This window comes from Saccharophagus degradans 2-40, assembly GCF_000013665.1.
Classification (GTDB): Bacteria; Pseudomonadota; Gammaproteobacteria; order Pseudomonadales; family Cellvibrionaceae; genus Saccharophagus; species Saccharophagus degradans.
In genome coordinates, this window is sequence record NC_007912.1 from 4,035,165 (window position 1) to 4,061,411 (window position 26,247).

The 26,247-nt window shown below is 48.4% G+C and carries 29 protein-coding genes; 14 read left to right on the forward strand and 15 right to left on the reverse strand.

Annotated elements, in window-relative coordinates:
- Window positions 1-49: 49 nt before the first annotated feature.
- From SDE_RS16540 to zapE, 8 genes are all read right to left on the reverse strand, one after another.
- Window positions 50-667 (reverse strand): Yip1 family protein, encoded by a 618-nt coding sequence (locus SDE_RS16540; protein ID WP_011469631.1) that lies wholly within the window; start codon window positions 665-667, stop codon window positions 50-52.
- 271 nt (window positions 668-938) lie between these two features.
- Complete coding sequence (locus SDE_RS16545) at window positions 939-1,340, reverse strand: ClpXP protease specificity-enhancing factor (protein WP_011469632.1); 402 nt, start codon at window positions 1,338-1,340, stop codon at window positions 939-941.
- A gap of 36 nt (window positions 1,341-1,376) precedes the next feature.
- A complete protein-coding gene (locus SDE_RS16550; RefSeq protein ID WP_011469633.1) occupies window positions 1,377-2,012 on the reverse strand; it encodes a glutathione S-transferase N-terminal domain-containing protein in 636 nt (211 codons plus the stop codon).
- 102 nt (window positions 2,013-2,114) lie between these two features.
- Entirely contained in the window at window positions 2,115-4,358 is a 2,244-nt protein-coding gene (locus SDE_RS16555; RefSeq protein WP_011469634.1) for a cytochrome b N-terminal domain-containing protein, read from the reverse strand.
- A gap of 2 nt (window positions 4,359-4,360) precedes the next feature.
- A complete protein-coding gene (gene petA / locus SDE_RS16560; RefSeq protein ID WP_011469635.1) occupies window positions 4,361-4,954 on the reverse strand; it encodes a ubiquinol-cytochrome c reductase iron-sulfur subunit in 594 nt (197 codons plus the stop codon).
- Window positions 4,955-5,357: 403 nt separating this feature from the next.
- Window positions 5,358-5,750, reverse strand: coding sequence for a 30S ribosomal protein S9 (rpsI, locus tag SDE_RS16565; protein ID WP_011469636.1), 393 nt, complete (start codon window positions 5,748-5,750; stop codon window positions 5,358-5,360).
- A gap of 13 nt (window positions 5,751-5,763) precedes the next feature.
- Complete coding sequence (gene rplM, locus SDE_RS16570) at window positions 5,764-6,192, reverse strand: 50S ribosomal protein L13 (RefSeq protein ID WP_011469637.1); 429 nt, start codon at window positions 6,190-6,192, stop codon at window positions 5,764-5,766.
- 148 nt (window positions 6,193-6,340) lie between these two features.
- The gene (gene zapE, locus SDE_RS16575) at window positions 6,341-7,462 is read right to left on the reverse strand and encodes a cell division protein ZapE (RefSeq protein WP_041325920.1); all 1,122 of its coding nucleotides are present in this window, start codon (window positions 7,460-7,462) and stop codon (window positions 6,341-6,343) included.
- 262 nt (window positions 7,463-7,724) lie between these two features.
- On the opposite strand from zapE, the gene SDE_RS16580 reads away from it, so the two are divergent.
- Together SDE_RS16580 and SDE_RS16585 are read left to right on the forward strand one after the other, a co-directional pair.
- Window positions 7,725-8,207: a YhcB family protein gene (locus tag SDE_RS16580; protein ID WP_226986442.1), complete on the forward strand. Its 483-nt coding sequence runs from the start codon at window positions 7,725-7,727 to the stop codon at window positions 8,205-8,207.
- A 133-nt stretch (window positions 8,208-8,340) separates the two neighbouring features.
- Complete coding sequence (locus SDE_RS16585) at window positions 8,341-9,495, forward strand: S1C family serine protease (RefSeq protein WP_011469640.1); 1,155 nt, start codon at window positions 8,341-8,343, stop codon at window positions 9,493-9,495.
- 79 nt (window positions 9,496-9,574) lie between these two features.
- Here the strand turns inward: SDE_RS16585 and hisD are convergent, their stop codons facing one another.
- The 5 genes from hisD to SDE_RS16610 all read right to left on the reverse strand — a co-directional run bounded on the left by hisD (window position 9,575) and on the right by SDE_RS16610 (window position 13,945).
- Window positions 9,575-10,882, reverse strand: coding sequence for a histidinol dehydrogenase (gene hisD, locus SDE_RS16590; protein ID WP_011469641.1), 1,308 nt, complete (start codon window positions 10,880-10,882; stop codon window positions 9,575-9,577).
- A 40-nt stretch (window positions 10,883-10,922) separates the two neighbouring features.
- Window positions 10,923-11,564: an ATP phosphoribosyltransferase gene (hisG, locus tag SDE_RS16595; protein ID WP_011469642.1), complete on the reverse strand. Its 642-nt coding sequence runs from the start codon at window positions 11,562-11,564 to the stop codon at window positions 10,923-10,925.
- A 28-nt stretch (window positions 11,565-11,592) separates the two neighbouring features.
- Entirely contained in the window at window positions 11,593-12,855 is a 1,263-nt protein-coding gene (gene murA / locus SDE_RS16600; protein WP_011469643.1) for a UDP-N-acetylglucosamine 1-carboxyvinyltransferase, read from the reverse strand.
- A 53-nt stretch (window positions 12,856-12,908) separates the two neighbouring features.
- Window positions 12,909-13,151, reverse strand: a complete 243-nt coding sequence (locus SDE_RS16605) for a BolA family protein (protein WP_011469644.1) — start codon at window positions 13,149-13,151, stop codon at window positions 12,909-12,911.
- 182 nt (window positions 13,152-13,333) lie between these two features.
- Window positions 13,334-13,945 (reverse strand): MlaC/ttg2D family ABC transporter substrate-binding protein, encoded by a 612-nt coding sequence (locus SDE_RS16610; protein WP_011469645.1) that lies wholly within the window; start codon window positions 13,943-13,945, stop codon window positions 13,334-13,336.
- Between the two features lie 381 nt (window positions 13,946-14,326).
- On the opposite strand from SDE_RS16610, the gene SDE_RS16615 reads away from it, so the two are divergent.
- The 12 genes from SDE_RS16615 (at window position 14,327) to yjgA (ending at window position 24,508) form a co-directional block, all read left to right on the forward strand.
- A complete protein-coding gene (locus SDE_RS16615) occupies window positions 14,327-15,322 on the forward strand; it encodes a calcium/sodium antiporter (protein ID WP_011469646.1) in 996 nt (331 codons plus the stop codon).
- Window positions 15,323-15,331: 9 nt separating this feature from the next.
- The gene (locus tag SDE_RS16620; RefSeq protein WP_011469647.1) at window positions 15,332-16,303 is read left to right on the forward strand and encodes a KpsF/GutQ family sugar-phosphate isomerase; all 972 of its coding nucleotides are present in this window, start codon (window positions 15,332-15,334) and stop codon (window positions 16,301-16,303) included.
- A gap of 41 nt (window positions 16,304-16,344) precedes the next feature.
- Window positions 16,345-16,872, forward strand: a complete 528-nt coding sequence (locus tag SDE_RS16625) for a KdsC family phosphatase (protein ID WP_011469648.1) — start codon at window positions 16,345-16,347, stop codon at window positions 16,870-16,872.
- 65 nt (window positions 16,873-16,937) lie between these two features.
- On the forward strand, window positions 16,938-17,528 hold the full coding sequence (lptC, locus tag SDE_RS16630; RefSeq protein ID WP_011469649.1) for an LPS export ABC transporter periplasmic protein LptC: 591 nt from the start codon (window positions 16,938-16,940) through the stop codon (window positions 17,526-17,528).
- Entirely contained in the window at window positions 17,515-18,054 is a 540-nt protein-coding gene (gene lptA, locus SDE_RS16635) for a lipopolysaccharide transport periplasmic protein LptA (protein ID WP_011469650.1), read from the forward strand. The genes lptC and lptA overlap by 14 nt, the downstream gene beginning before the upstream one ends.
- 14 nt (window positions 18,055-18,068) lie before the next feature.
- Window positions 18,069-18,794: an LPS export ABC transporter ATP-binding protein gene (gene lptB, locus SDE_RS16640; protein WP_011469651.1), complete on the forward strand. Its 726-nt coding sequence runs from the start codon at window positions 18,069-18,071 to the stop codon at window positions 18,792-18,794.
- Window positions 18,795-19,007: 213 nt separating this feature from the next.
- Window positions 19,008-20,531: an RNA polymerase factor sigma-54 gene (locus tag SDE_RS16645; RefSeq protein ID WP_011469652.1), complete on the forward strand. Its 1,524-nt coding sequence runs from the start codon at window positions 19,008-19,010 to the stop codon at window positions 20,529-20,531.
- Between the two features lie 168 nt (window positions 20,532-20,699).
- Entirely contained in the window at window positions 20,700-21,152 is a 453-nt protein-coding gene (gene ptsN, locus SDE_RS16650) for a PTS IIA-like nitrogen regulatory protein PtsN (protein ID WP_011469653.1), read from the forward strand.
- Between the two features lie 152 nt (window positions 21,153-21,304).
- Window positions 21,305-22,177: an RNase adapter RapZ gene (gene rapZ / locus SDE_RS16655; RefSeq protein WP_011469654.1), complete on the forward strand. Its 873-nt coding sequence runs from the start codon at window positions 21,305-21,307 to the stop codon at window positions 22,175-22,177.
- A 6-nt stretch (window positions 22,178-22,183) separates the two neighbouring features.
- Window positions 22,184-22,453, forward strand: coding sequence for an HPr family phosphocarrier protein (locus SDE_RS16660; protein ID WP_011469655.1), 270 nt, complete (start codon window positions 22,184-22,186; stop codon window positions 22,451-22,453).
- A gap of 139 nt (window positions 22,454-22,592) precedes the next feature.
- Window positions 22,593-23,960: a magnesium transporter gene (gene mgtE, locus SDE_RS16665; protein ID WP_011469656.1), complete on the forward strand. Its 1,368-nt coding sequence runs from the start codon at window positions 22,593-22,595 to the stop codon at window positions 23,958-23,960.
- A gap of 11 nt (window positions 23,961-23,971) precedes the next feature.
- A complete protein-coding gene (gene yjgA / locus SDE_RS16670) occupies window positions 23,972-24,508 on the forward strand; it encodes a ribosome biogenesis factor YjgA (protein WP_011469657.1) in 537 nt (178 codons plus the stop codon).
- Window positions 24,509-24,766: 258 nt separating this feature from the next.
- Here the strand turns inward: yjgA and msrB are convergent, their stop codons facing one another.
- The gene (gene msrB, locus SDE_RS16675) at window positions 24,767-25,342 is read right to left on the reverse strand and encodes a peptide-methionine (R)-S-oxide reductase MsrB (RefSeq protein ID WP_011469658.1); all 576 of its coding nucleotides are present in this window, start codon (window positions 25,340-25,342) and stop codon (window positions 24,767-24,769) included.
- A gap of 11 nt (window positions 25,343-25,353) precedes the next feature.
- A complete protein-coding gene (locus tag SDE_RS16680; protein ID WP_011469659.1) occupies window positions 25,354-26,145 on the reverse strand; it encodes a carbon-nitrogen hydrolase family protein in 792 nt (263 codons plus the stop codon).
- Window positions 26,146-26,247 lie beyond the last annotated feature (102 nt).

The following is a 26,247-nucleotide window of genomic DNA, read 5'->3' on the forward strand; positions in this document are numbered from 1 at the left end:
AAAAAAAATGGCCCCGCAGGGCCATTTTTGTGTTTATTGGGTCAATTCATTAATCGGCGAACACTGGACCTAAACCCATACCCCAAATAATTACGGTAGCTATCATAGCGGTAACCATTAGCACCAAACCAACCGTTACAATCGAAGATGAATACATAAAGGCGCGATCTTTATCTAAGCTCATCAAAATAGGCACGCCCTCGTAAATTAAATACACCGAGTAAGTCGCTGCAGCCATAATGACAATGGCATCTAACCAAAGCATAGGGTATGCAGTAACGGCGCCAGCCAACATAAGTGGCGTTGTGATGTATACAGCCATGGCCGTACCAGCGTAATGACGTCGCTCTTCGCTGCCATCTACCCCATAAGTTTTTGCCATCCAATTAATGAATTCCCCAAGGATATAAACACCCGCGAGTAGTGCCACATAGGTTAACGCACACAGCGAAAGCGCGCTGTTAACGGTTAGCTTTACCGCAGCGCCATCGCCAATGGTCCAACCAACTTGGGTTAACCCAAAAAAGGAAGCCACCGCTGGGATAGCAGCTAAAAAAGGTACATGGCTCAAGAAGACTTGTCTAAACGAGCTCTTTTGTTTTTTGATGGCAGCCCACTCTTCATCTGGGTGGGTCATAATACCTAAGGTGTGATCTAACAACGCCATGCTGACTCCTTACTACTATTTCTAGTAATACTCATATCTAGTTATTACGTTATTGTTTTCTAGCACATAACTAGATTGTAAAAGATAACGTGAACTTGGACAGCGGAATGACGATGAGCTGTAAGACTCTATTGAAATATATAAATTACAGCTAAGTAGGAAAGGGTATAAAAAGTCTATTTTTTGAGCGGTTTGTAACAGCGACTATTTTACGCGGTATCACGCAGTAACAAACGGTAACATTTATCGCGAAACGGTTCTCACGCGTATATTATTTAACCACACGCAAGCTTGGGCGCTTTGCTGACTTTGGATCGGGCTCTACAGGCGCGGGATCTGGATCTGGCTCGGGGTTTGACTCTAAGTCAAACATCATTCCCTGACCATTTTCACGAGCATAAATACCCAATACAGCCTGACAGGGCACATAAAGGTGAGTAGGCACACCACCAAAACGAGCCTGAAAGCTTATCGCCTTGTTACCAAGGTCTAAGCCTTCAACTGCACGAGGAGCGATATTAAGAACAATTTGCCCATCTTTGTTTACATATTCTTGCGGTACTTCGACATTTGGCGCATGGGCAAACACCACCAGATGCGGCGTAAAATCATTATCCAAAATCCATTCGTACAAAGCCCTAATCATGTAGGGACGATTGGATGTCATGGTCATGTTATTACCCGCTTCTAGTAAGTGAAAGGTTCGAGCTTAAGGCTGCTCTAAACCCATATCGCGCTCTAATTCAGTCAAACTTTCTTGGAATGATTCACGGGCAAAAATTCGCTCCATGTAATCAAACAAAGGCATGGTTTGACGAGTTCGAGGAAGCTTCACACCCATGTAGTTCAAACGCCACAGGATGGGAGCCAAACAGCAATCTACCAACGAAAACTCATCGCTCATAAAAAACGGCTTGTCGGCAAAAATTGGAGCAATAGTGGTTAGACTTTCTTTTAAGTCTTTCGCAGCAGCCGCAGCATCTTTGGAACCGCTCATTAATTTGTTAACTAATGGACACCAGTCGTTTTCTATACGATAAATAAATTGACGGCTTTCAGCACGTGCAACAGGGTACACAGGTAATAGCGGCGGATGCGGAAAACGCTCATCCAAGTATTCCATCATTACGCGTGTTTCAAATAATGTTAACTCGCGATCTACCAAAGTTGGCAGTGAGTTATACGGATTAACCTCACTAAGATCTGCAGGAATATTGCTTGGATTAACATCGACTAAGTCTACCGATACGCCCTTTTCTGCAAGTACTATTCTTACTCTGTGACTGTAATGATCGCGTGGATCAGAAAAATAAGTCATAGATGAGCGTTTGGTTACAACTCCCATTTAATATATCCCCAGTTATCTTACTAAGCTCAAAAAACGAACGTTTTAGATTAAATCAAACAAAATACGCCCTCAGCGAGTGAGGGCGCCATCAACAACTACTTAGTGTACGTCTTTCCAGTATTCACGGTTTAGTAACCAAGTGAACACCAACAATACGCCTAAGAATAAAAATACAAATATACCAGTTTTCTTGCGCTTTTCTGCGCCAGGCTCGGCAACATAAGTAAGGAAGTTAACCAAATCGTAAACAGTAGATTTGTATTCCTCATCATTCAACGTGCCCTTTTCACTACCTACAACCAACGAACCGCAAGGGGCGTTTTTGGTATCACCCAAATGGTCGCGTACTACTTTGCCATGGCTATCTAGTTTTGGCCCTGGCGCGCACTCGGCCAAGCCCTGCAACTCCATCAACACATGAGGCATACCCACGTTAGCGAAAACTTTGTTGTTAACGCCTGTTGGACGTGAATCGTCTTTGTAAAAGTTGATTAAGAAGTTGTACACCCACTCAGAGGAACGAGCACGTGTAACTAGCGATAAATCGGGAGGCGTAGCACCAAACCACTGCTTAGATTTTTCTGGGGTCATCGATATTTTCATTAATGAACCTATCTTTTGATCAGAAAAAACTAAGTTATCTAGCATTAATTGATGCGGGATGCCTAAGTCATCTGCAACACGCTCGTAGCGAGAGTAGTTGGCAGAGTGACAGCCCATGCAGAAGTTCATAAATACTTGAGCGCCGCGCTGCAATGACTCTTTATCGGAAACATCCGCTTCAAAGTGCTCACACGCTGCAGTGCCACAAGCACCGCCTTCGGCACCAATTGCTTTTAATGGAACAAAAGCAAGTGCCAAGAACAGAATCAAACCACCCCAAACCAACACTGGGTTTAGGCCTTTCATTTGAACGCGTTCAGGTACTGGTGTTTCTGCATCTCGAGCCGCCAACCATGGAATAGCTGCAATAAACGCCGCTACTGCAAAGCCGTAGATGTATGCAAACAAGTTTACACCGTGCCCAGAACCTTCTGCCGCATGCATAGAGCTTATTAAGGTTACCGCAGAAACGTAAGCTGTCCATATGGCGAACGCTATACAAATAACAATACCAAAGAAGCTCTTTCTGCCAGCACTGGTCCAAGTAGGCATACTGAAGAAGAATGCAAAATAGAACAGAGTGCTAATTTGCGCGAGCAAAGTACGTTCTACAGTAGGTGACTTAAGACCTAACACACCCAAAATTACGAAGCATGCTGCAAACTTAATTAGCATTACTTTTGGCAACATACCTTTGTAACGCACAGACTTCGATTTTGCTTTATCCAACCAAGGCAGGAAGAAAAGCACCACAATGGCAGCGGCCATTGCAACAAAGCCAAGCAGCTTAGAGGTAAACACGCCACCCAAATCGAACGTTACTGCACGCAGTACCGCATAGAATGGTGTGAAGTACCAAACCGGAGCAATGTGCTCAGGAGTTTTAAGGCCGTTCGCCTGCTCGAAGTTTGCGTGCTCTAAGAACATACCGCCCATTTCTGGCGCGAAGAACACAACACCACAGAATGCAAACAAGAAGACAGTTATACCCACCAAATCGTGCACGGTGTAGTAAGGATGGAAAGGAATGCCGTCTAGCGGAATACCGTTTTCATCTTTGTTTTTCTTAATTTCTACGCCGTCTGGGTTGTTAGAACCCACTTCGTGCAACGCCAAAATATGCAATACAACCAATGCAAGCAACACAATGGGGATAGCCACAACGTGTAAGGCGAAGAAGCGGTTTAAGGTTGCACCAGATATGAGGTAGTCGCCGCGAATCCATTGCACTAGGTCTTCACCTACGTATGGTATAGCACCAAACAGGTTAACAATTACCTGTGCACCCCAGTAAGACATTTGCCCCCAAGGTAGAACGTAACCCAAGAAGGCTTCGGCCATAAGTGCAACGTAGATAAACATACCGAAAATCCACACCAACTCGCGTGGCGCGCGGTAAGAGCCGTACATCAAACCGCGGAACATATGCAGGTATACGACAATAAAGAACGCAGAGGCACCAGTGGAGTGCAAATAGCGTAGGGTATCGCCGTAGGGCACATCGCGCATGATGTATTCTACAGAGGCAAACGCCTCTTCGGCAGAAGGAACGTAATTCATAGTGAGCCAAATACCCGTTAGCAACTGGTTAACCAGCACTAAAAGAGAAAGCACACCAAAGAAGTACCAAAAGTTAAAATTCTTAGGGGCATAGTATTTGCCCATGTGGGTATCCCATGCACGCTGCACGGGTAGACGTTCGTCTATCCAACCCCATAAACCAGCAAGCCAATTAGTCATGATTACGCCTCCTGATCTAAGCCGACAACAATAACGTCGTCGCTAATATACTTATATGGGGGAACGGTCAGGTTCACAGGGGCAGGTACGCCTTGCAATACGCGACCAGCTAAATCGAATTTGGAACCGTGACAACGACAGAAGAAGCCACCCATCCACTCAGAACCACCTAGGTCTTCCGCACCAACCTCTGGGCGGTAGGTAGGCGCACAACCAAGGTGTGTGCATAAGCCTAACAACACAAGGTATTCTTCTTTGATAGAGCGAACAGGGTTTTTGGTGTATTCCGGCTGCTCTGATTTCTCAGAACCAGGATCACGTAATTTACCTTCACCTTTCGCTAAGTTATCGAGTGCTTCTTGGGTACGACGAACCACATAAACGGGCTTACCGCGCCACTCGATGGTCACCATCTGACCAGGCTCAAGCTTAGAAATATTGACTTCGACAGGAGCGCCAGCAGCTTTCGCTTTGGCACTTGGGTTCCAAGACCCTACGAATGGTACGGCAGCACCAACTACGCCGGCAGCACCGACAACAGACGTTAACGCGGTTAAAACGCGGCGACGCCCTTCATTTACACCGTCATTACTCATGACGTTCATCTCCCCTTACAGCGTACTGAAGGCCAGTATTTGAATTAAATGAGAAACCGCCAACTACCTTAAAACACGCCGGCATAGCATACAGCTGCCCGACTAACTTAAGCCGAACCAAGCTAAATAACCAATGCGTAAAAACGGAGTCTTTAGAGCTTCCCAAGATTCAGGCTTATTATATTCGACTCACAAATGCACCACTAAAAAGACAAAACAACCTCGCCTTTATCGCAAATGCATAAGCGCCCACATAAAAATGAGCACCATGGTAATGAAAAACCCCAATCCTGACAAGGATTTGGGCGCACTGATAGCAAACTAGCTGCTTTTACAGCACATAATAAAACGCCCAAACCACAACGGTTTGGGCGCCAAAACAAAGCAATATAGCAAGTATAGATTAACGCTTGGAGAACTGTGGCTTCTTACGTGCTTTACGCAAGCCAACTTTCTTACGCTCAACTTCACGAGCATCACGAGTCACATAACCCGCTGCGCGTAAGGTAGGACGCATTGCTTCATCATATGCCATAAGAGCGCGAGTCAAACCGTGGCGAATTGCGCCCGCTTGACCAAAGCTACCACCGCCTTTAACTGTTACGTTAATGTCGAATTTTTCAACATTGTCAGTTAACTCGATTGGCTGACGCACGATCATACGTGCTACTTCACGTCCGAAATACTCGTCTAGAGTTTTTCCGTTAACGGTAATTTTACCGCCGCCAAGAGTTAAAAATACGCGAGCAGTAGAGGTTTTACGACGACCCGTACCGTAATATTGTTCAGCTGCCATTATCTAGGCCCCCTTATATATTAAGTTCTTGAGGTTGCTGGGCAGTGTGAGGATGCTCACTTCCACCGTAAACCTTCAACTTTTTAAACATTGCACGACCCAATGGACCGCGGGGCAACATGCCTTTAACCGCGTTCTGGATAGTGCGCTCGGGCGCCTTATCAATAAGCTTTTCAAAGCTAATGGACTTAATTCCACCGATAAAACCGGTGTGGCTGTAGTACATCTTGTCGGTTGCTTTACGACCAGTAACACGCACTTTTTCTGCATTGATTACAACAATGTAATCACCAGTGTCTACGTGTGGAGTAAACTCTGGCTTATGCTTGCCGCGCAGGCGATGAGCAATTTCTGCTGCCATGCGGCCGAGCGTTTTACCGTCAGCATCGATGATGTACCAGTCGCGTTTTACTGTTTCAGGTTTGGCACTAATAGTCTTCATGTTATAACTGCCTTACGAAGGTACGAAGTTAAAAATTTGATTCACCCGGGGTCCAAAGAGGTCCCCAAAGGGAGCGCGGATTCTACAGAGGCGCTGAACGAAAATCAACCATTATTTACCTCACCTTCACAACCTCCACCCCATACACTTAAGCCTTATGCGCTCGCGATAGGTATTCATGGCTTTGCATCTCTAACACCCTGCTTACAGTGCGCTGAAATTCAAACTCCAGGCGCCCTGCACCGTAAAGCTTCTCTATTGGCAGTTCGGCAGAGAGTATTAATTTCACATTCCTGTCGTAGAACTCATCTACCAAGTAAATAAAGCGGCGAGCCTTATCGTCGTTGCGCGCGCCCAACTCCGGCACACCAGACACAAGTACCGCGTGATGCTCACACGCCAGGTCGATATAATCGTTTTGCGAGCGCGGCCCATCGCAAATAGCATCGAAGTCAAACCACGCCACATCGTCTGCCGCGCATTTCGCTCTAATTTTGCGACCACCAACCTCAATGTGCACATCGCGCCGTACCGATAAGGGGTCGGGCACTAAGCGTTCAAAACAAGCGCTCATCTGCTCATCCGCGCTGTCGCTAAGCGGCGTATAGTAAAGTGCAGCCTGCTCTAAGGCGCGCAAGCGGTAATCTACCCCCCCATCAACATTAACAACTTCCACATACTTCTTTAGCTGCTCAATTGCCGGCAAAAAGCGCACCCGCTGCAAGCCATCTTTATACAAGCCGTCTGGCTCTATATTAGATGTAGCCACCAGCGACACTCCGCGAGCAAACAGCTCCTGCAGCAAATTCCCCAATATCATTGCATCGGTAATATCGACCACAAAGAACTCATCAAAGCAGATAACCTTCGCTTCACTGGCAATAGTGTCTGCCACCAGCTTTAGCGGGTCTTGCTTGCCTTTGTTTTTGGTTAGCTCTGCATGTACGCGTCGCATAAATCTATGAAAGTGGGTGCGCATTTTTTGCTCGAATGGCAACGCATCGTAAAACACATCCATAAGGTAGGTTTTACCGCGCCCTACACCGCCCCACATATAAAGGCCCTTAACCGGCTCATTTTTTGGTTTAACAAATAAGGATTTTACCGATGCAACCAAAGAACGAGGCTCAACCTTGTTATGGGCGGCCAATAATCGCTCGTAAAAGGATTGAAGATGCTCAACAGCCATCGCCTGCGCTGGGTCGCGACTAAAACCGGGCTGCAGTAAATCTTTTTCGTATCTAACTAGGGGACTATCGTGTAAATCCATATTGCCAACTACCACGTACAAACCAAATAAAGCCGGTACTTTAAAGCGCCAAGTAAGCATCGCCAATAGATAAAGCCAACGTTGCCGCCAAATTTACCGCTATTTTGGCTATTTTGCTTATTCCACTTAGACTTAACCAAGCAATAACCATTATTATATGTACAACCTTAGGTTGACTGGCTTACGCACACCTAACATCTACACTGCCGAATCTAACAACACGTTACCTGATTGCCGCAGTTCCCATTACAGGAGGAATATTGTGTTCACACCCGAAACCTTAATTATGGTTGGTGCTATTGTTTTATGTATTGGCGGCTTAATAGGCGCTGTTATCAGCCGCAAATTTATTCCACCAGAGCACCAAAAAGAACTGGAGACAAACCTTCAGGCGGCACGTGAAGACTTAAAGCAATATCAACAGGATGTAGCGCAACACTTTGAAGAAACTTCTCGCTTGGTACACAACCTCACTCAAAGTTACAAAGAGGTTCACGAACATTTAGCTAAAGGCGCTATTCACCTAACCAACTCAGATATTAGCCGCCAAATGCTTGAAGCTGGCGATGGCAATATTGGTGTTGAGGCTGGCGCACTGTTAGCCGAAACCACTGTACTGCCGCCACGCGACTGGGCACCAAAAACCCCAGGGCAAAAAGGCACATTAAGTGAAGAGTTTGGCTTGCTTGATGAAGCCGAAGCAGAAAACGCAGAAAAACCTAAAGAGGAAAAAGAAATAAACTGATCTTCACTCTTAAAGCCAGCGCGGCCGCAAGAGTGCCTTAGGCACACCCTTAGCATCAGCAACCTGCTACCCACCTTGGTAGCAGGTTTGACTTCACCGCCATTGCGCGGCCCATAATAACAACGATATTCCTATGCATGCACTTTTGAAATTTTTAATATTCATCCGCTGGCCAGTAGTGACAGGCCTGCTAGCGTCCATGGCGATACTTTTGTTTTACCCCTCTTTAAGGCCCACTCACAACACAGGTCAAGAACCCGCCTTTTTAGACTTTTCTGGCCTCGAACCCAAAGAACAGTGGCATGGGCCAGTGTCTTACGCGGCAGCAGTAAGCAAGGCGTCGGCATCGGTAGTAAACATTTATACCCGCAAACAATCTGAGCAGCGCTCACACCCCTACTTTACCGACCCGTTCTTTCGCCGTTTTTTAAGTAGAGGTAACGCTCCACAGCAACCCAAATTTGATTTAGGTTCGGGGGTTATCGTAACCAAAGACGGCTACCTACTTACCAACAATCACGTTATTAGCGACGCAGAAGAAATTGTAGTCGCCCTGCAAGACGGCCGCGATGCACAAGCGCGCATAGTGGGCACCAACCAAAAAAACGACCTTGCAGTATTAAAAATTGATTTAGACAACCTGCGCCCCATCTCTATGGGCTCGGCAGAAACCGCGCAAGTGGGTGATGTAGTACTCGCCATTGGCAACCCCTTTGGCGTTGGCCAAACGGTTACCCAAGGCATTATTAGCGCAACCCGAAGACGCGGGTTAAACATTGCAGATTTCGAAAATTTCATTCAAACAGACGCCGCCATCAACCCCGGCAATTCTGGCGGGGCGCTTATTGATACGCGCGGCCAACTGGTTGGCATCGCCACCGCCAATCTCGCTCAGTCGGGCTACACCGGCGGTATTGGCTTTGCCATTCCCACCGATACAGCCATGCAAACGCTGCACGATATAATCGAACACGGGCGCGTAGTTCGCGGCTGGCTTGGGGTAGATGTAGAAGGTTTGGCAATTCGCCCGCCCCAAGGGCAAACCACTCAGCGCCTAGGCGGTTTTTTAATTACTGGCGTAGATGCCAATAGCCCCGCAGAGAGAGCTGGCCTGCGAGCAATGGATATTATTATTCGCATAAACGACAAGGAGGGAAACAACCTTGTTTGGGGCGAGCAAGAAATTGCCGAATCGCGCCCTGGCGATAAAATAGAAATAGAAATAATAAGGGATGGGCAAGTGCAGGTGGTGGGCGTAGTGCTTGGCGAAAACCCTTCTTCAGGCTAATCACCAAGCTTTGCAGAGCAATACACTGCGCAATAACTAACAATTCAATAAACAGCAAGAAGTAGTAAGCACCTGCCTACTACTTTTCATCTTCCGCTATACGATATTCCGCAGAGCGCGCGTGCGCCTCTAGCGATTCACCGCGCGCCAATACCGACGCTATTTTACCTAGCTCCGATGCCCCCGCTGGCGAACAGCTAATAATTGAGCTGCGTTTGACGTAATCGTACACACCCAATGGCGAAGAAAACCGAGCCGTACCCGAGGTTGGCAGCACGTGATTGGGGCCGGCACAGTAATCACCTAGCGCTTCTGAGGTATAGCGCCCCATAAAAATAGCCCCAGCGTGGCGAATAGCCGGCACTAGTGATTCGGGGTCATCCACAGAAAGCTCCAAATGCTCTGGCGCTATGTGGTTAATTAAGTCGACGCACTCTTCAATATTTTTAGCCACAATTAACGCGCCGCGCTTTGCCAAAGATTGCTTGGCAATAGCTTCGCGCTGCAGCGTTGGCAACAATGCTTCTATGCTTTGATAAACCCGCTCAACAAACTCTTCACTTGGCGCAACCAAAATGGCTTGCGCATCTTCATCGTGCTCGGCCTGCGAAAACAAATCCATCGCCACCCAATCTGGGTTGGTGTTGCCATCGCACACAATTAATATTTCCGACGGGCCAGCAATCATGTCGATATCTACGACACCAAACACTTCGCGCTTTGCCGTAGCAACGTAAATATTGCCGGGGCCGACTATTTTATCCACCTTGGGTACGGTATCTGTACCATACGCTAAGGCAGCGATTGCTTGCGCCCCACCCACGGTAACTACGCGATCAACACCGGCAATCGCAGCCGCAGCCAACACCATATCGTTTACTACGCCATCTGGCGCGGGTGTAACCACTACCACCTCTTCCACACCGGCAACTTTCGCGGGTATAACCGCCATAAGTACAGATGAAGGGTAAGCCGCTTTGCCACCGGGCACATACACACCCACTCTATCTAGCGGGGTTACCTTTTGACCCAATACAGTGCCGTTGTCTTCGGTGTACTGCCAAGAGTCTTGGGTTTGATGCTGGTGATAAACACGAATACGCTCTGCTGCCTGCTCTAAAGCTTGGCGCTGGTCGGGTGAAATAGCAGCCAGCGATGCCGCCAACTCTTCTTCACCCAACACCAATTCTTGCGCATCGACTACAGAGCGACGATCAAATTGGTTGGTGTATTCGATTAGCGCTTCATCGCCGCGCTTGCGCACTTCATTTAGCACGCCTCGCACAACCTTATTTACGCCGTCGTTTGTTTCTTCTTCCCACGCCAACAGCGTAGACAACTTACTATCAAAGTCATCATCAAAAGTATTTAAACGGTTTATCAACATGCTATTACTGGCCTCTAAGCCTGAATGGTAAATGGGCAGCTTACGCCGCTGCGCGCTCGTTAACTGCCGAGCTAATTGCATCAATTAACGCTTCTATTTGTTGATGCTTCATTTTCATGGATGCTTTGTTCACAATTAAGCGCGAGCTTATATCAGCAATATGGTCACGCGCCTCTAAGCCGTTAGCCTTAAGAGTGTTACCGGTATCGACAATATCTACAATCTCATCCGCCAAACTTAAAATAGGGGCTAATTCCATTGCGCCGTAAAGCTTAATTAAATCTACTTGCCTGCCCTGCTCCGCGTAATATTGCTTGGCAAGGTTGGTGTACTTAGTCGCCACGCGAATGCGCCCAGGCTTTAAGGTTTCACCGGCAATACCTGCCGTCATCAATCGACACTTGGCAATGCGTAGGTCTAATGGCTCGTAAAAGCCGGTGGAGCCATGCTCCAAAATCGTATCCTTGCCCGACACCCCCACATCCGCTGCACCAAACTCTACGTAGGTTGGCACATCGCTGCCGCGCAAAATAAGCAAACGCACATCTGGCGACGTTGTCTCAAAGGTGAGTTTGCGGCTTTTACTTATATCTTCAAGTGGCGCAATACCAGCCGCTTCTAATAATGGTAAGGTTTCTAACAAAATACGCCCTTTGGTAAGGGCGATGGTTAACTGAGACATAAATCCTCTCTCTAATTTGCCTGGCAACTTAACCAGGAACGCGCCGAATGCGAACACCCAACGCCTGCAATTTCTCTTCAATACATTCGTAACCACGGTCGATATGGTAAATGCGATCCACAAGGGTATCGCCCTCGGCCAACATTCCCGCAATAACCAAACTCGCAGACGCGCGCAAATCGGAAGCCATAACCGGTGCAGCTTTAAGCTTTTCAACACCAGTAATAATGGCCGTATTGCCTTCAAGGCGAATATTAGCGCCCATGCGATTAAGTTCGTGTACTTGTATTAAACGATTTTCGAAAATAGTTTCTACTACCGACGAAGTGCCTTCAGCAATGGCATTCATTGCGGTGAACTGCGCCTGCATATCGGTAGGAAAAGCAGGGTAAGGCGCAGTTTTAAAACTAACCGCCTTTGGCCGCTTGCCGTGCATAGCCAGCTCGATAGTGCCTTCGCCAACAGTAATTTCTGCCCCCGCCTCTTCAAGCTTAAGCAAAACGGCTTCGAGAATATCCGCGCGCGTATCGCGCAACTTAACCCAACCGCCAGTGGCTGCCGCTGCAACCAAGTAGGTGCCGGTCTCAATACGGTCTGGCATGACTTCATAGGTGCAACCGTTCAAGGTTTTAACGCCTTCAATTTCTAAGCGATCGGTACCTACGCCTTTAATTTTTGCCCCCATTGCAATAAGGCACTCTGCCAAATCAACAATTTCGGGCTCTCTGGCCGCATTTTCTAAAATGGTGGTGCCCTCTGCCAGCACTGCAGCCATCAATAGGTTTTCGGTACCACCCACGGTAACGGTATCCATTAAATAGCGTGCGCCTTTTAAGCCATTGGGCGCTTTAGCGCGAATGTAACCACCATCAACTTCAATTTCGGCCCCCATGGCCTCTAGACCACGCAAGTGAATATCCACAGGTCGGCTACCAATGGCGCAACCACCTGGGAAAGACACATCAGCCTTGCCAAAGCGTGCCAGCATTGGCCCCAACACGAGGATGGACGCGCGCATGGTGCGCACCAACTCATAGGGCGCCTCAAATTCAGTAATACTGGTAGGGTCTACCTCGACGCACATTTTCTCGTCGATGGTTACCCCAACCCCCATGCAACGCAAAAGTGCCAGCATGGTGGTAATGTCGTTTAAATGTGGAAGGTTGCATATATGCATTGGCCCACTGGCTAGCAAGGTGGCCGCCAATATGGGCAACCCCGAGTTTTTCGAGCCAGAAATACGAATCTCGCCATTGATGCGCGAGCCACCTTCAATTATTAATTTATCCATGAAGCTATAACCGGGGTTATCTTTCGTGAAAGGAACAGCTTAATTACACCGAGCTATGCTTGTTTTTCGGCCCACTGGGCTGGTGTGAAGGTTTGCATATGCACCGCATGTATGGCGCCACTGGCTATAGAGTCTTGCAGGCAGGCGTAGACCAACTGCTGCTTTTTAACTGGCATTAAGCCCTCAAAAGCCGGGCTAACCACCACCAAATGCACGTGACTACCGTCTATTTGCGCTTGGACTTGGCTTTCTGGAATACTGGACTCGATAAGAGCTTTAATGTCATCTTGGTTCATTTACTTGCCTTTTAAACACGGGAGTTTTGGTCTGGATACGGGTCTAGATAATAACTAAACGCTATAGACAACACTTCACCCCAAAAATTTAGGGCGACAGTTTAATAAAAAAGACTGAGATAGGCGAGGACTAGTAGGGGGAACAGGTCGCTCCCCCTAAGAAAACAAGCTTTTAGACTTAATTACCAAGCAGCGATAGAGGCATCTAGGTTGCCTTCGTGCTCTTTAACCAACTGGGCAAACTGACTGCGGAAGGTTAACCCTAAGTTCACGCCATCTAATACTACGTTGATCAACTGCCACTTGGCGTTAGGCTCATTGCGACGCCCCATAGTATACGCCACTCGGTTAATACCATCGGCAGCGGTCACCTTTTGCATTACTGTTACTTTGCCGTATTCAGCAACCTCGCCCTCTGCGGGCAATACTTCAATTTTCAAGTCGGCATAATTTGCCATGCCTTTGGCGTAAGTTTTTACCATGCCGCGCTTAAACACCTTAACAAACTGAGCTTGTTGGGCAGGTGTCGCTTTTTGCCAGTAAACGCCCATGACGTTTTTAGCAATAAACTCAAAATCCACCACAACCTCTAGAATTTTTTCGATATCGGCAAAATACTGATCGGGATCGGATTTAAGCAACTCTGCGCTTTTTTTCACTTCGGCCAATAAATCCGTCGTTACTTTTTCAACAACCTGATGCGGTGAAGCAACACTTGCCTGTGCAGATACATTCAATGAGGCAAATGCCAGCATTAGGACGCCAATTACACTCCAGATTTTTTGAACCTTCACAGTTTTTCTCCTTAGCGATGGTTTATTACTCTCACCCAATTCTTTTGGGTATAAAATTAACGCGCATTATCACGCCGAACACACGGAGCAACAAGCGCATACCAAGTTTTTTTGCAGATTAACCGATCTTTTGTGAACAGGAGCTGACAATAGCCGCTCAGAACTATAAGATTGCCACCTTCATTTTCCTTGCGCAGGGGCGGTAAAAATAAAACCTCCTCGTCTATCGCAATCCTAATGACTAGCCTCCAAATTGCTGTAATGTCGTTATGAGTTCGTTAGTCAATTAAATAGACGCAATAACAAGCCTTAGAGTTCATTGCAGCCACAACAAAAAGTGAACTCAACCACAACCCATTTGCTTTAGGAGCCTTCCATTCCATGCTAGATACCATCCCGCCCATTGCCCTCGCCGCAATAGCCGTACTTATAGGTTTTGGTGGTTTAGTTTGGAGCGCTGACCGCTTCGTTGCAGGCAGCGCCGCTATAGCAAAATCATTTGGCGTAGCACCTTTGGTAATTGGCCTCACCATTGTGTCGTTTGGTACATCTGCGCCCGAAGTGATGGTGTCTATTAGCGCCTCGCTAAAAGACGCGGGCGACTTAGCTATTGGCAACGCGCTAGGGTCTAACATAGCTAATATCGGCTTGGTGTTAGGCGCAACCTTACTTATTGCAGCCATTCCAGTACAAAAACATATTTTTAGGCACGAGCTGCCGGTTCTATTGCTCGTCACAATAATAAGTGGCGCCCTTCTTTACGGTGGCGTTTTAAGCCCGTGGGAAGGCTGGTTGTTACTCGCCTTATTGCCCGTACTAATGCTTTACCTTGTGCGCGCCAAGCAAAAAGAGCTTAGCCCCGCAGAAATAGATCAAGAACAGGAAGACATTCCTGAAATGTCACGGCCGCGAGCAATACTTTGGTTTGCCATTGGCTTGATAGCGCTAATGATCAGCTCAGAAATATTAGTGTGGGGCGCAAAAACAACCGCAGAGTATTTTTCTGTTAGCCCACTCATTATTGGCCTTACGGTTATTGCTGTTGGCACCAGCTTGCCAGAGCTAGCGGCCTCGGTAATGAGCGCATTAAAAGGCCACCACGATATTGCGCTGGGCAACATCATTGGCTCCAACATTTTCAACTTGCTTGCGGTAATGGCGGTGCCAGGTATTATTTCCCCGCCAATTATGGAAGCTGCAGTTTTTAATCGCGATTACATGACAATGCTCGGCATTACGCTGATTATCACCGCCGCTATTGCTATAGTGCTATTGCGCAAAAACAGCAAAGGCACTACTCAACTGGGCAAAGGCACTGGCTTTGTGTTACTTGGCTGTTATGTGGCCTACTATGCGTACTTGTTTTACACCAACTAGATTGTCGACATGAGCACTTTTGATTTTATTAAATCGGCGCAGCGCACCATAAGCATGGAAGTCGCCGCCGTAACAGCCATGGCACAGCGCATAGACAGCAGCTTTAGCCAAGCCTGCGAGATTATTCTAGCGTGCCAAGGGCGCACAGTGGTCACAGGCATTGGTAAATCGGGCCATATAGCAAAAAAAATTGCGGCCTCTTTAGCCAGCACCGGCACCCCCGCATTTTTTGTGCACCCAGCAGAAGCTAGCCACGGCGACCTGGGCATGATTACCTCAAATGATGTCGTTATTGCCCTTTCTAATTCGGGCTCGTCGTCAGAGATGGTAGCCTTACTGCCCACGCTAACCCGCGTGGGCGCCAAAATTATTAGCCTGTGCGGCAAAGCAGACTCGCCCCTCGCGCAAGCGGCCAATGTAAACTTAGATATTTGGATAGAAAGCGAAGCCTGCCCACTCGATTTAGCCCCAACCTCTAGCACTACAGCATCGCTAGTAATGGGCGACGCCCTTACTGTAGCCCTGCTAGAAGCCCGCGGCTTTAGCGCCGAAGATTTTGCCTTTCGCCACCCCGGCGGCACCCTTGGCCGAAAACTCCTGCTGCGCGTATCCGACGTAATGCATGCTGGCGATCAAGTACCCAAAATTCATCGCGCGGCATCACTGGGTGAAACCCTAAGCATGATGACCGCCAAAGGGTTTGGCATGACCGCCGTGATGGACGATAGCGATAAGCTTGTTGGCATATTCACCGACGGCGACCTGCGCCGCTGCGTAGATAAGGGCATAAACATTGGCAGCGCTATTGTGGGCGATGTAATGACTCCCAACCCGCGCACAGTGCAAAGCCGCATGCTGGCTGCACAAGCGCTGAACTTGATGGAAACAAATAAAATAACCGCGTTAATCGTAGAAGACGAGAACCAAAAGGCAGTTGGCGTACTCCATATGCACGACCTGCTGCGCGCAGGCTTGGTGTAATTACCCAGGCCCGCCCCCTACCACCAACGGATAAGCACATAATGACTAGCAACGAAATTATCGAAAAAGCCAAGAAAATACGCCTGCTTTTATTAGACGTAGATGGCGTACTCACCGATGGCAAACTCTATTTCAACAACGACGGCCAAGAAATGAAGGCGTTTAATACCCTAGATGGCCACGGTATAAAAGTTTTGCGCAAGTCTGGCGTTGAAGTGGGCATTATTACCGGCCGCGAGAGTGCATTGGTTTCGCGCAGAGCCAACGACCTAGGCATTAAATTAATTCGCCAAGGCAGAGAAGATAAGTTCGACGCCCTGCAAGAAATACTTAAGGAGTTTCCCTGCGAATTAGAGCATATTGCCTATATGGGTGACGACTACCCAGACCTACTGGTAATGACCAAGGTAGGCCTTGCACTAACCGTCAACAATGCAGTTAGCGCCGTTGCAGAGCGCGCCCACTGGCGCAGTGAACGCCGCGGCGGCGATGGTGCCGTGCGCGATGCCTGTGATTTTATTATGCGCGCCCAAAACACTTTTGACCAAACCCTTAGCCAATACCTTTAGCCCTAAGCTATACCTAAGCTATGCCTAAGCGCTATGGTAGCTTCACTTAAATACGCAGACAGCTCATGTTAAAAAACGGCCTCTACATTGCCTTTGTTGTCACCCTTGTTATTGGGCTGCTGTTTTATGGCGACTCACCAGAACAGCTTTTGGGTAGCGGGCAAGATAAAAAAGCAGCCAAAATATACCCTTATGCCATTGCTCACCACGCCTCTACGCGGCACTTCGCCAACGACGGCACGCTCGATTACGAGTTTGTGGCCTCGCGCCTAGAGCACTACCAGCTTACGGAAGATCAAGCGCCCGAAGACGAAAATCGCGTGTACACTCTTATCGACCTACCAGTGCTTACAATCTTTCAGGGCGAGCAACCGTGGCGAGTAGAAGCTAAAAAAGGCAAGCTGCTTGGCGACGGTCAATCTATAGAGCTGTGGGAAGACGTTGTAATACGACAAAAGAATGAAAGCGGCACCTACACCCAACTAACGACAAATAAATTATTAATATTGCCGCACGAAAAAGTCGCACAGACTGAAGAGACTGTTAAAATCAACTCCCCAAGGGGAGAAATGACAGGAGTCGGCATGGTTGCCGACCTCGCAGAACGCAAAATCACCCTGCTAGGTAAAGTAAGAGGCACGCATGACCCAATCTAAATTAAGCCGTATAGCGCAGCTATGTTTACGCGCAGGGCTGCTTGCCGCACTTGCTGCCAACCCAGCACAGGCGCTGCCTAGTGACCGCTCGCAACCGCTTAGCACAGATGCAGACAAGCTCGAACTAGACGATAAAAGCGGCACCACCACGCTTTACGGCAACGTAATTATTGAGCAGGGCAGCATGCGGATAACCGCAGACAAAGTGATTTTGCATTACAACAAAAACAAACTCACTCACGTTATCGCCACCGGGGAACCGGCTCATTACAGCCAAGTGCCCCGCGCCAACCAAGAACCCGTACAAGCGCGCGCCAAACGCCTTGAATATCATATCGAGCAGGAAACCCTAACCCTGCTAAACAACGCCTCACTGGTGCAAGATGGCGGCACCAGCCTAAGCGGCAACCGCATTGACTACGACGTGAAAAAATCCCTCGTAAAAGCCGGTAGCGACATAGAAGAAGGCGAGAAACGACGCGTTCGCCTTGTTATTCCAGCCAAAACCCTCAGCAACCAAGAATAAGCGCACCAGCAACTATGCCAAAGTTAGAAGCACTCCACTTAGCCAAAAGCTACAAAGGCCGCAAAGTCGTTATAGATGTATCCATGAGCGTGGAGGACGGCCAAGTTGTGGGGCTGCTAGGCCCAAACGGCGCAGGTAAAACCACCTGTTTCTACATGATTGCAGGCATTGTGCAAGCCGATAAAGGCAGCGTACATATTAACGGCAAAGATGTGAGCCGCCTGCCGATGCATGGTCGTGCACGCGCTGGACTAGGCTACCTGCCGCAGGAAGCCTCTGTGTTTCGCAAGCTAACTGTAAGCGAAAATATTCTCGCCATTTTAGAGACACGCAGCGACCTTAATCGCAAACAGCGCCTCGAACAGCTCGAGCGCCTGCTAGGTGAATTTCATATCAACCATATTAAAAACAGCTTGGGCATGGCGCTTTCTGGCGGCGAACGCCGTCGTGTAGAAATAGCGCGCGCACTGGCCACAGACCCAGCATTTATTCTGCTAGACGAACCCTTTGCAGGGGTAGACCCCATATCGGTGAGCGACATCAAAGATATTATCCGCCACCTTAAAGCACGCGGTATTGGCGTACTTATTACCGACCACAATGTGCGCGAAACGCTGGATATATGTGAAAAAGCCTATATAGTATCGGAAGGCCACATTATTGCCGAAGGCGATGCGGCCACCGTACTTAATAACAAAAAAGTACGCGAAGTTTATTTGGGGCAACATTTTACCCTCTAGCTCTTTACCGCAATGAGCTACACTCTTAGAATCAACGCTCGTATCTCGGGCGTCTCGCTCTCGTGCAACAAATCCCCTCGCTTATCACCTAACGGCATAAACCTTGCTTATAAAATCAGGGAAAATCATTGCTTGTAGTCCTGCTGACGGCTAAACTTAGGTTAACGTTAATTTTCACCCAGCCCGATTAACCGCCGTGTTCGGCCAGATTATATGAAGCAATCCCTACAGCTAAAGCTTGGTCAACAACTTACCATGACCCCGCAATTGCAGCAGGCCATTCGCCTTCTACAATTGTCGACCCTTGACCTGCAACACGAAATTCAAGAAGCGCTAGACAGCAACCCTATGCTGGAAGCCTCTGAAGATGACTTTGATGGCGGCGACGTAGAGGCCAGCAGCGACGATAACGCTGAAGCGAAAACTGCGAGCACGACAGAAGAAAAACCCGCAGCGGAAAAAGTAGAAGACAGCTACGAAACCACCGACAACAGCGGTGAGCTGGAATGGAATGACGACATTCCAAAAGACTTGGCCGTAGACACCAACTGGGATGACATCTACCAAACCTCAGGCCCTGCTACCGGCTTAGCCCGCAACGATGAAGACGACCCCGATTACGAATCTCGCCGCGGCAATTCCGAATCCCTGCAGGATCACCTCAGCTGGCAGCTCAACCTCACGCCAATGTCTGACCGCGATAAAGAGATCGCAGAGGCCATTATTGATGCCGTTGAACCCAGCGGCATGCTTTGCCAAACAGCTGAAGAAATATTTTCGGGGCTTGCAGCCCACGACGAAGAGCTAGAGCTCGACGAAGTACTCGCCGTACTGCACCGTGTACAACAATTTGACCCACCCGGTGTTGCCAGTCAAAACGTGCGCGAATGTCTGCTTATTCAACTTAACCAGTTTGAACTGGATCAAACCAGCCCCGAGCTAAAACTAGCCAAGAATATTGTTGATCAGTACTTAGATGTACTGGCCGCGCGCGATTTCAAACAGCTTATGCGTAAGCTGAAAGTAAAAGAGCAAGACTTACAGGCAGCCATTGCCGTTATTCAAGGGCTCAACCCGCGGCCAGGCGAATCCATCGGCAGCGACTCGACCGAATATGTGATTCCCGACGTTTTTGTATCTAAAGAAAACGACCGCTGGACTGTGCGACTCAACCCTGAAATCGCCCCTAAGCTGCGTATTAACTCGGGTTATGCATCCTTGGTAAAACGCGCCGATACCAGCGCCGACAACACCTTTTTACGCGATAACCTGCAAGAGGCGCGCTGGTTTCTAAAAAGCCTGCAGAGCCGCAACGAAACACTTTTAAAGGTTGCCACCTGTATAGTCGAAAAACAGCAGGGCTTCTTAGACCAGGGCCCTGAAGCCATGCGCCCAATGGTACTGCACGATGTAGCAGAAACCGTCGAGATGCACGAATCAACCATTTCACGTGTTACCACGCAAAAATACATGCACACTCCGCAAGGTATTTTTGAGTTGAAGTACTTTTTTTCTAGCCATGTTGCAACGGATTCCGGCGGTGAGTGCTCTTCCACTGCCATTCGCGCAATAATCAAAAAGCTGGTAGCCGCAGAAAATGCACGCAAACCGCTTAGCGACTCCAAAATAACCGACATCTTAGCCGAGCAAGGTATTAAGGTAGCGCGCCGCACCATAGCCAAATATCGCGAGTCCCTTAATATCCCACCATCAAACGAAAGAAAACGCTTGGTTTAAGTGTTTTTTTAGCATTCCTCCGCCCTTTACACTGCACGTGGCAGGGGGAATGCTGTTACAATTCGCGCCGAGCGACCTAGTCGCCTTAAATCTGCAAACAAAAGCCTGGCCAGGCCCGGTGCGCAAGCACTGAGTGACCTACTTGCCCCAACGATTCTAGACAGAAGTATGCTAGTTGAAACTATCCTAACCTTAGATTGCACCCGCTCGAAAATAGTTGGTGGCAGCAAAAAACGTGTGCTCGAACAGCTTGCACAAATTTTCTCTCACTCTGTAGAAGACTTGAGCGAAGACAGCCTGTTCCAAAGCCTCATTGGGCGAGAGCGCTTAGGCTCTACCGGCATAGGCGATGGTATAGCTATCCCCCACTGCCGCTTTGCAACTGGCGGCGAAACTTTTTGCGCTTGCATCACCCTTGAAGAACCCGTCGACTTTGATTCGATCGACAACAAACCGGTAGATGTAATATTCGCAATGGTAGTACCAGAAGACGCCAACAGCGAACACTTAGCCACCTTGGCTAGCCTTGCAGAGAAACTGCAAAAACCAGAATTTGTTAAGGGTTTACGCAACGCCACTTCCGACGCGCAATTGTTTAACGCGGCTGTGTCGGCCTGCTAAGATAAACCATCTATACTCACGGTATATACGCTGCGCAAACGCACCGTTTTGACTCTCCTTACACAAATTTACTGCTACCCTTTATTGGTAGTGTAAATGTAAAGGTATTCGTCAATACTCCACTCACACACTGGGATACAAAGGTCACAGCTATGCGATTGTTAGTTATCAGTGGACGATCCGGTTCAGGCAAAACCTCCGCGCTGCACTTGCTCGAGGATGAAGGCTTTACCTGTATTGACAACTTACCCGTAAAACTTCTACCCGCGCTAATAGAGCAAATTGGTGATGCACCCCATGCCAGTAAACACAAATTTGCAATTGGCATAGATGCGCGCAACCTAAACAGCGATTTAAGCCAAATCGAATCTCTTATTAAAGACAACTTGCCCGCCAATGCGGAGTGCCTGGTTGTGTACTTAGATACCTCGCGCGAAGTGCTACTTAAACGCTTCAGCGAAACTCGACGCAAGCACCCCCTTTCAGACCAAAACACTGGTCTAAACGAAGCCATTGCAAAAGAAAAAGTAATTTTAGAACCGGTGGCGGCGGCTGCAGACATTACCGTTGATACTAGCCATATGTCCTTGCACGAATTGCGCAGCACCATTAAGCGCTTGGTGGTAGGGGAAGAAAGCAAAGGCATGGCCATTATGTTCAAGTCGTTTGGCTTTAAATACGGCGTGCCGGTTGATGCCGACTTTATTTTCGATGTGCGCTGCTTACCCAACCCCTACTGGAGCCCCGAATTGCGCTCTCAATCAGGTTTAGAGGCGGGGGTTATCGAGTTTCTGAATTCACAACAGGAAGTGGATGACATGTTTGATGATATTTGCGCATTCGTTCAAAAGTGGGCACCGTCGTTTCAGGCCAATAACCGCAGTTACCTAACTGTTGCCATTGGCTGCACCGGTGGCATGCACCGGTCGGTATATTTAGCTGAACGATTAGCGGCTGAGCTAAAGAAAGGTTATGCTAATGTACAAACACGGCACCGCCAACTAGAACAAAAACCAGGCGCTTAAGACCCTATGCAGTATCGCGAAACAGAAATCATTAACAAGTTAGGCCTGCACGCACGGGCCGCATCCAAGTTCGCCAATTTAGCCACTCGTTTTCAATGCAAAATAACGGTTAAACTAGGCGAGAAAAGTATCGATGGCAAAAGTATTATGTCGCTGATGCTTCTGGCCGCGGGAATTGGTAGCCAAATAGCTATCACAACTGAAGGCTCAGACGAAGAAGAAGCAATGGATGCCCTTCTAGAGTTAATTAACAACCGCTTCGACGAGCCGGAATAACACTCACCGCTCTACCCGCGCCGATATCGCAAGTACCGCCGCTATTAGCGAGCGGAGCGCTTGCGCAAGAACCACCAACACCTACAAGTAGTATGTCCCCCTGCGTGCTGACGCGGCCGGGGAAAAGAGACAAGAAAATATGCAGCAATCGGCATCCGAAGACTTAAAGAACCAAATGCAAGCACGCTTAAGCAAGGTTCAAAGTCTATTAGAAAGCGGTACCTTTCGGCAGGTGCGTCAGCTACTTAATGCCTTAAAACCGGTTGAGATAGCTCGCATTATCGCCTCTTCGCCACCACACTCACGTAAAGTGCTGTGGGATTTAGTCGACAAAGAAGTTACCGGTGAAGTTGTAGAAGAACTGCCCTCCGATATTCGCGAGCAGTTTTTACGCGGTATGGATGCCGAAGCCGTTGCCGAGCTAACCGAAGGCCTCGAAGCGGATGACGTTGTAGATATTCTGCAGCACCTGCCTGAAACTATCATGCAGGAAGTACTCGCTGCGATGAGCGAGCAAGATCGCCACCGCGTTGAATCCATCCTGCCCTATGGCAAAGATACCGCCGGCGGTTTGGCCAACACCGATACCATTACCGTGCGGCCGCGCTTCACCCTCGATGTAGTACTGCGCTATTTGCGCAGACACACAGACCTGCCACCATCGACCGACAGCCTAATTGTTGTAAACCGTAAAGATGACTTTTTGGGCTTGTTGCCGCTCAGTAAGCTACTCACTAGCGACCCCAACACCACCGTGCGCGAAGTAATGGAATCGGATATAAATGCTATACCGGCCGATATGCACGATACCGATGTGGCGAAACTGTTTGAACAGCACGACTGGATTTCGGCCCCTGTGGTGGACGACCAAGGTAAGCTTATTGGCCGAATCACCATTGATGACGTGGTAGACGTTATTCGCGAAGGCGCCGACCACTCGCTAATGAGCCTCGCCGGTTTGGATGAAGAAGAAGATACTTTTGCGCCGGTATTTCGCACCATACCACGACGAGCAATTTGGCTGGGTATAAACCTGCTAACGGCGATACTCGCCTCGGCAGTTATTAACGTGTTTCAGGGCACCATCGACAAAGTAGTGGCACTCGCCGTCTTAATGACGGTAGTAGCCAGTATGGGCGGGGTAGCCGGCTCGCAAACGCTTACCGTGGTTATTCGCGGTATGGCAACAGGGCACCTTGGCCCAACCAACATGCGCTGGTTGCTATCGCGCGAAGTGCGTGTAGGCTTAGTAAACGGTTGCCTGTGGGCAGGTATTATGGGTCTTGTTGCCGCCTATTGGTTTGGCGACCCACTACTGGCCGTACTTCTTGCGGTAGCGCTGGTGATTAATTTACTGGTTGCCGCACTGGCCGGCGCCCTGCTACCCAATATACTAAAATCGTTAAAAATTGATCCTGCCTTAGCCGGCGGTGTTACATTAACCACCGTGACCGATGTAGTGGGGTACCTAGTATTCCTCGGCTTAGCAACTTTCTTTTACGCTTAAGAATAAACACTATGCAAGACGATATAGAACATGACGACTATTACGATTCCGACGAGGAATATGTAAAAAGTAAAACCCGCGTTAAAAAAGAGATGCACGCTCTGCAAGCCTTGGGTGAAGAGTTAACTAAGCTCTCGCGCGCGCAATTAGATACTTTTCCTTTGGGTGAAGCGTTAAAAGATGCCATTTTGGAATCGCCAAAAATCACGTCCAATAGCGCCTCGAAACGCCACAGGCAATTTATTGGCAAGCTAATGCGCGATGCCGAGCACGAACAAATTATCGCTCGGTTAGACGAAATTAAAGAAGCGCAGCACCGCGTAGCACAGCAACACCACACTGTAGAGCGCTGGCGCGATGAGCTTATTAAGGGCGACGACAGTAAAATGCAGCAATTTATTAACGATTACCCTCAGTGTGATCGTCAACAATTTAGGCAATTACTGCGCAATGCTCGAGCAGAACAAGGTAATAACAAGCCACCTGCACACACACGCAAGCTGTTTAAGTTTTTACGCGATACTATCGCTGCGCACGCGGCGGAATAATTATTTAGACATTGAGGGCGGGCAATGCCCTCTCAGTTTATTGATAAACCCCACTATTATTTTTGCGAAGAGCTTAACCCTTCTAAATCCGCAAATTCTTAGGGCGAAAGCTCAAAAAACGTATGAATATGTCCCTATAACTTGCTCAATTCGTCCATGAATTGAGCATTTTTGATCTTCCCCCCTAAGAATTTACTCGCTGAATTACTTGAGTCAGGTTTGTCATCAGGCTGAGCGGGCAATACCCGCTTTTATTAGCTACTCTTCTGGCTCTGCGGTGTCGGCAGCAATAAAATCTAGTGCTGCAGAGTTAATACAATAGCGCAAACCGGTTGGCTCTGGGCCGTCGTCAAATACGTGCCCTAAGTGCTCGCCGCAAGCAGATAACACTTCTATCCGCCGCATTCCCCAGCTGCTATCATCTTTTAAAATTATATTGTTTTTATCTACCACATCCCAAAAGCTCGGCCAGCCGGTGCCCGATTTAAATTTATGTTCGGTTTTAAATACAGGTAATTTACAGCCGGCGGTTACAAAAACACCTGGCTGTTGCACCTCGAGTAAATCGCCAGTAAAAGCACGCTCGGTGCCTTTCTCCCACATAATATTGTATTCGTGCTTGGTTAACAGCTGGCGCCATATATGCTTGGGAATGGAAGTAAGATTTTCGCCGCGCGCCACCAACTGTTGCGCCTGTGCAACAGTCATGCTCATATCTGGTTCGGCATTAATTTCGTCTGCTATCGTCTGCGAAACCAGCCCTACCTGACTAAACACTGCTGCTATCGCCACCACGCTACTTACTGCTAGCAGTGTGCCAATCGATTTAGCCATGTGAAAAACCTCTAAAAAACTCGGTGAGACAAAACCGGCATATTTACCTGTAGGCTATCAATGCTGGCAAGATCTAAATCTTGCACTAAACAACCGGGGCCGCTTGTTAACTTCGACATAACTTCCCCCCAAGGGTTCACTATCATCGAGTGCCCCCAAGTGGATCGACCACACGGATGAACGCCGCCCTGATTTGCCGCCAAAATAAAACACTGGTTTTCAATTGCACGTGCACGCAGCAGAACCTCCCAGTGGGCGGCGCCGGTCACCTCGGTAAATGCACTGGGCACGCACACCACTTTTGCACCCTGCTGAGCCAACAAGCGATAGTACTCAGGAAAGCGCAGGTCGTAACATACCGACAAACCTAAACGAGTGTCGCAAGCATCTACCAGCCCCAGCTGCGAACCTTTGGCAAAATGATCCGACTCGCGATAACTGCCTGTTGCATCTGCCACATTTGCATCAAACAAATGGATTTTATCGTAGCGAAAAAGCTGCTCACCCAAACTGTTAAACACGAAACTGCTGGCGTAGGGTTTGCTGCCCAGCGCTTCGCGAAAAGGCAGCGTACCTGCCACCAGCGCAATACTATTACTTGCTGCCAAATCGGCAAGAGCTGGCAGATACGTATTGCGGATACTTTCGAGATCGGGGGCAGACTGCCCATAAGTAAGAAAATTTTCAGGCAACACGGCCAGCTGCGCGCCCTGCTCTTTCGCACTTTTAACCAGCGCTTGCGCCTGCTGAAGATTATCGGCGGTTTGCTCACCGCTCACCATTTGAATAACGGCTACTCGCATTGCTTTCACTCTTTAGGCACCTTTCGTAAATAGAAAATATTTAATTCAGTGGCTTACTTTATTACTTGGCTTGCACTTTTTCTTCTGGCCTGCTCTTTTTCT

Bases quoted from the DNA above. Each gene is read 5' to 3' on its own strand.
- petA (WP_011469635.1), bottom strand. From the start codon at position 4,954: ATGAGTAATGACGGTGTAAATGAAGGGCGTCGCCGCGTTTTAACCGCG.
- zapE (WP_041325920.1), bottom strand. From the start codon at position 7,462: ATGGATTTACACGATAGTCCCCTAGTTAGATACGAAAAAGATTTACTG.
- hisG (WP_011469642.1), bottom strand. From the start codon at position 11,564: ATGTCTCAGTTAACCATCGCCCTTACCAAAGGGCGTATTTTGTTAGAA.
- SDE_RS16615 (WP_011469646.1), top strand. From the start codon at position 14,327: ATGCTAGATACCATCCCGCCCATTGCCCTCGCCGCAATAGCCGTACTT.
- mgtE (WP_011469656.1), top strand. From the start codon at position 22,593: ATGCAGCAATCGGCATCCGAAGACTTAAAGAACCAAATGCAAGCACGC.
- rapZ (WP_011469654.1), top strand. From the start codon at position 21,305: ATGCGATTGTTAGTTATCAGTGGACGATCCGGTTCAGGCAAAACCTCC.
- SDE_RS16555 (WP_011469634.1), bottom strand. From the start codon at position 4,358: ATGACTAATTGGCTTGCTGGTTTATGGGGTTGGATAGACGAACGTCTA.
- SDE_RS16545 (WP_011469632.1), bottom strand. From the start codon at position 1,340: ATGACCATGACATCCAATCGTCCCTACATGATTAGGGCTTTGTACGAA.
- SDE_RS16540 (WP_011469631.1), bottom strand. From the start codon at position 667: ATGGCGTTGTTAGATCACACCTTAGGTATTATGACCCACCCAGATGAA.
- SDE_RS16550 (WP_011469633.1), bottom strand. From the start codon at position 2,012: ATGGGAGTTGTAACCAAACGCTCATCTATGACTTATTTTTCTGATCCA.
- lptC (WP_011469649.1), top strand. From the start codon at position 16,938: ATGTTAAAAAACGGCCTCTACATTGCCTTTGTTGTCACCCTTGTTATT.
- SDE_RS16680 (WP_011469659.1), bottom strand. From the start codon at position 26,145: ATGCGAGTAGCCGTTATTCAAATGGTGAGCGGTGAGCAAACCGCCGAT.
- SDE_RS16605 (WP_011469644.1), bottom strand. From the start codon at position 13,151: ATGAACCAAGATGACATTAAAGCTCTTATCGAGTCCAGTATTCCAGAA.
- murA (WP_011469643.1), bottom strand. From the start codon at position 12,855: ATGGATAAATTAATAATTGAAGGTGGCTCGCGCATCAATGGCGAGATT.
- lptB (WP_011469651.1), top strand. From the start codon at position 18,069: ATGCCAAAGTTAGAAGCACTCCACTTAGCCAAAAGCTACAAAGGCCGC.
- SDE_RS16620 (WP_011469647.1), top strand. From the start codon at position 15,332: ATGAGCACTTTTGATTTTATTAAATCGGCGCAGCGCACCATAAGCATG.
- yjgA (WP_011469657.1), top strand. From the start codon at position 23,972: ATGCAAGACGATATAGAACATGACGACTATTACGATTCCGACGAGGAA.
- rpsI (WP_011469636.1), bottom strand. From the start codon at position 5,750: ATGGCAGCTGAACAATATTACGGTACGGGTCGTCGTAAAACCTCTACT.
- rplM (WP_011469637.1), bottom strand. From the start codon at position 6,192: ATGAAGACTATTAGTGCCAAACCTGAAACAGTAAAACGCGACTGGTAC.
- SDE_RS16645 (WP_011469652.1), top strand. From the start codon at position 19,008: ATGAAGCAATCCCTACAGCTAAAGCTTGGTCAACAACTTACCATGACC.
- hisD (WP_011469641.1), bottom strand. From the start codon at position 10,882: ATGTTGATAAACCGTTTAAATACTTTTGATGATGACTTTGATAGTAAG.
- msrB (WP_011469658.1), bottom strand. From the start codon at position 25,342: ATGGCTAAATCGATTGGCACACTGCTAGCAGTAAGTAGCGTGGTGGCG.
- SDE_RS16660 (WP_011469655.1), top strand. From the start codon at position 22,184: ATGCAGTATCGCGAAACAGAAATCATTAACAAGTTAGGCCTGCACGCA.
- SDE_RS16585 (WP_011469640.1), top strand. From the start codon at position 8,341: ATGCATGCACTTTTGAAATTTTTAATATTCATCCGCTGGCCAGTAGTG.
- ptsN (WP_011469653.1), top strand. From the start codon at position 20,700: ATGCTAGTTGAAACTATCCTAACCTTAGATTGCACCCGCTCGAAAATA.
- lptA (WP_011469650.1), top strand. From the start codon at position 17,515: ATGACCCAATCTAAATTAAGCCGTATAGCGCAGCTATGTTTACGCGCA.
- SDE_RS16625 (WP_011469648.1), top strand. From the start codon at position 16,345: ATGACTAGCAACGAAATTATCGAAAAAGCCAAGAAAATACGCCTGCTT.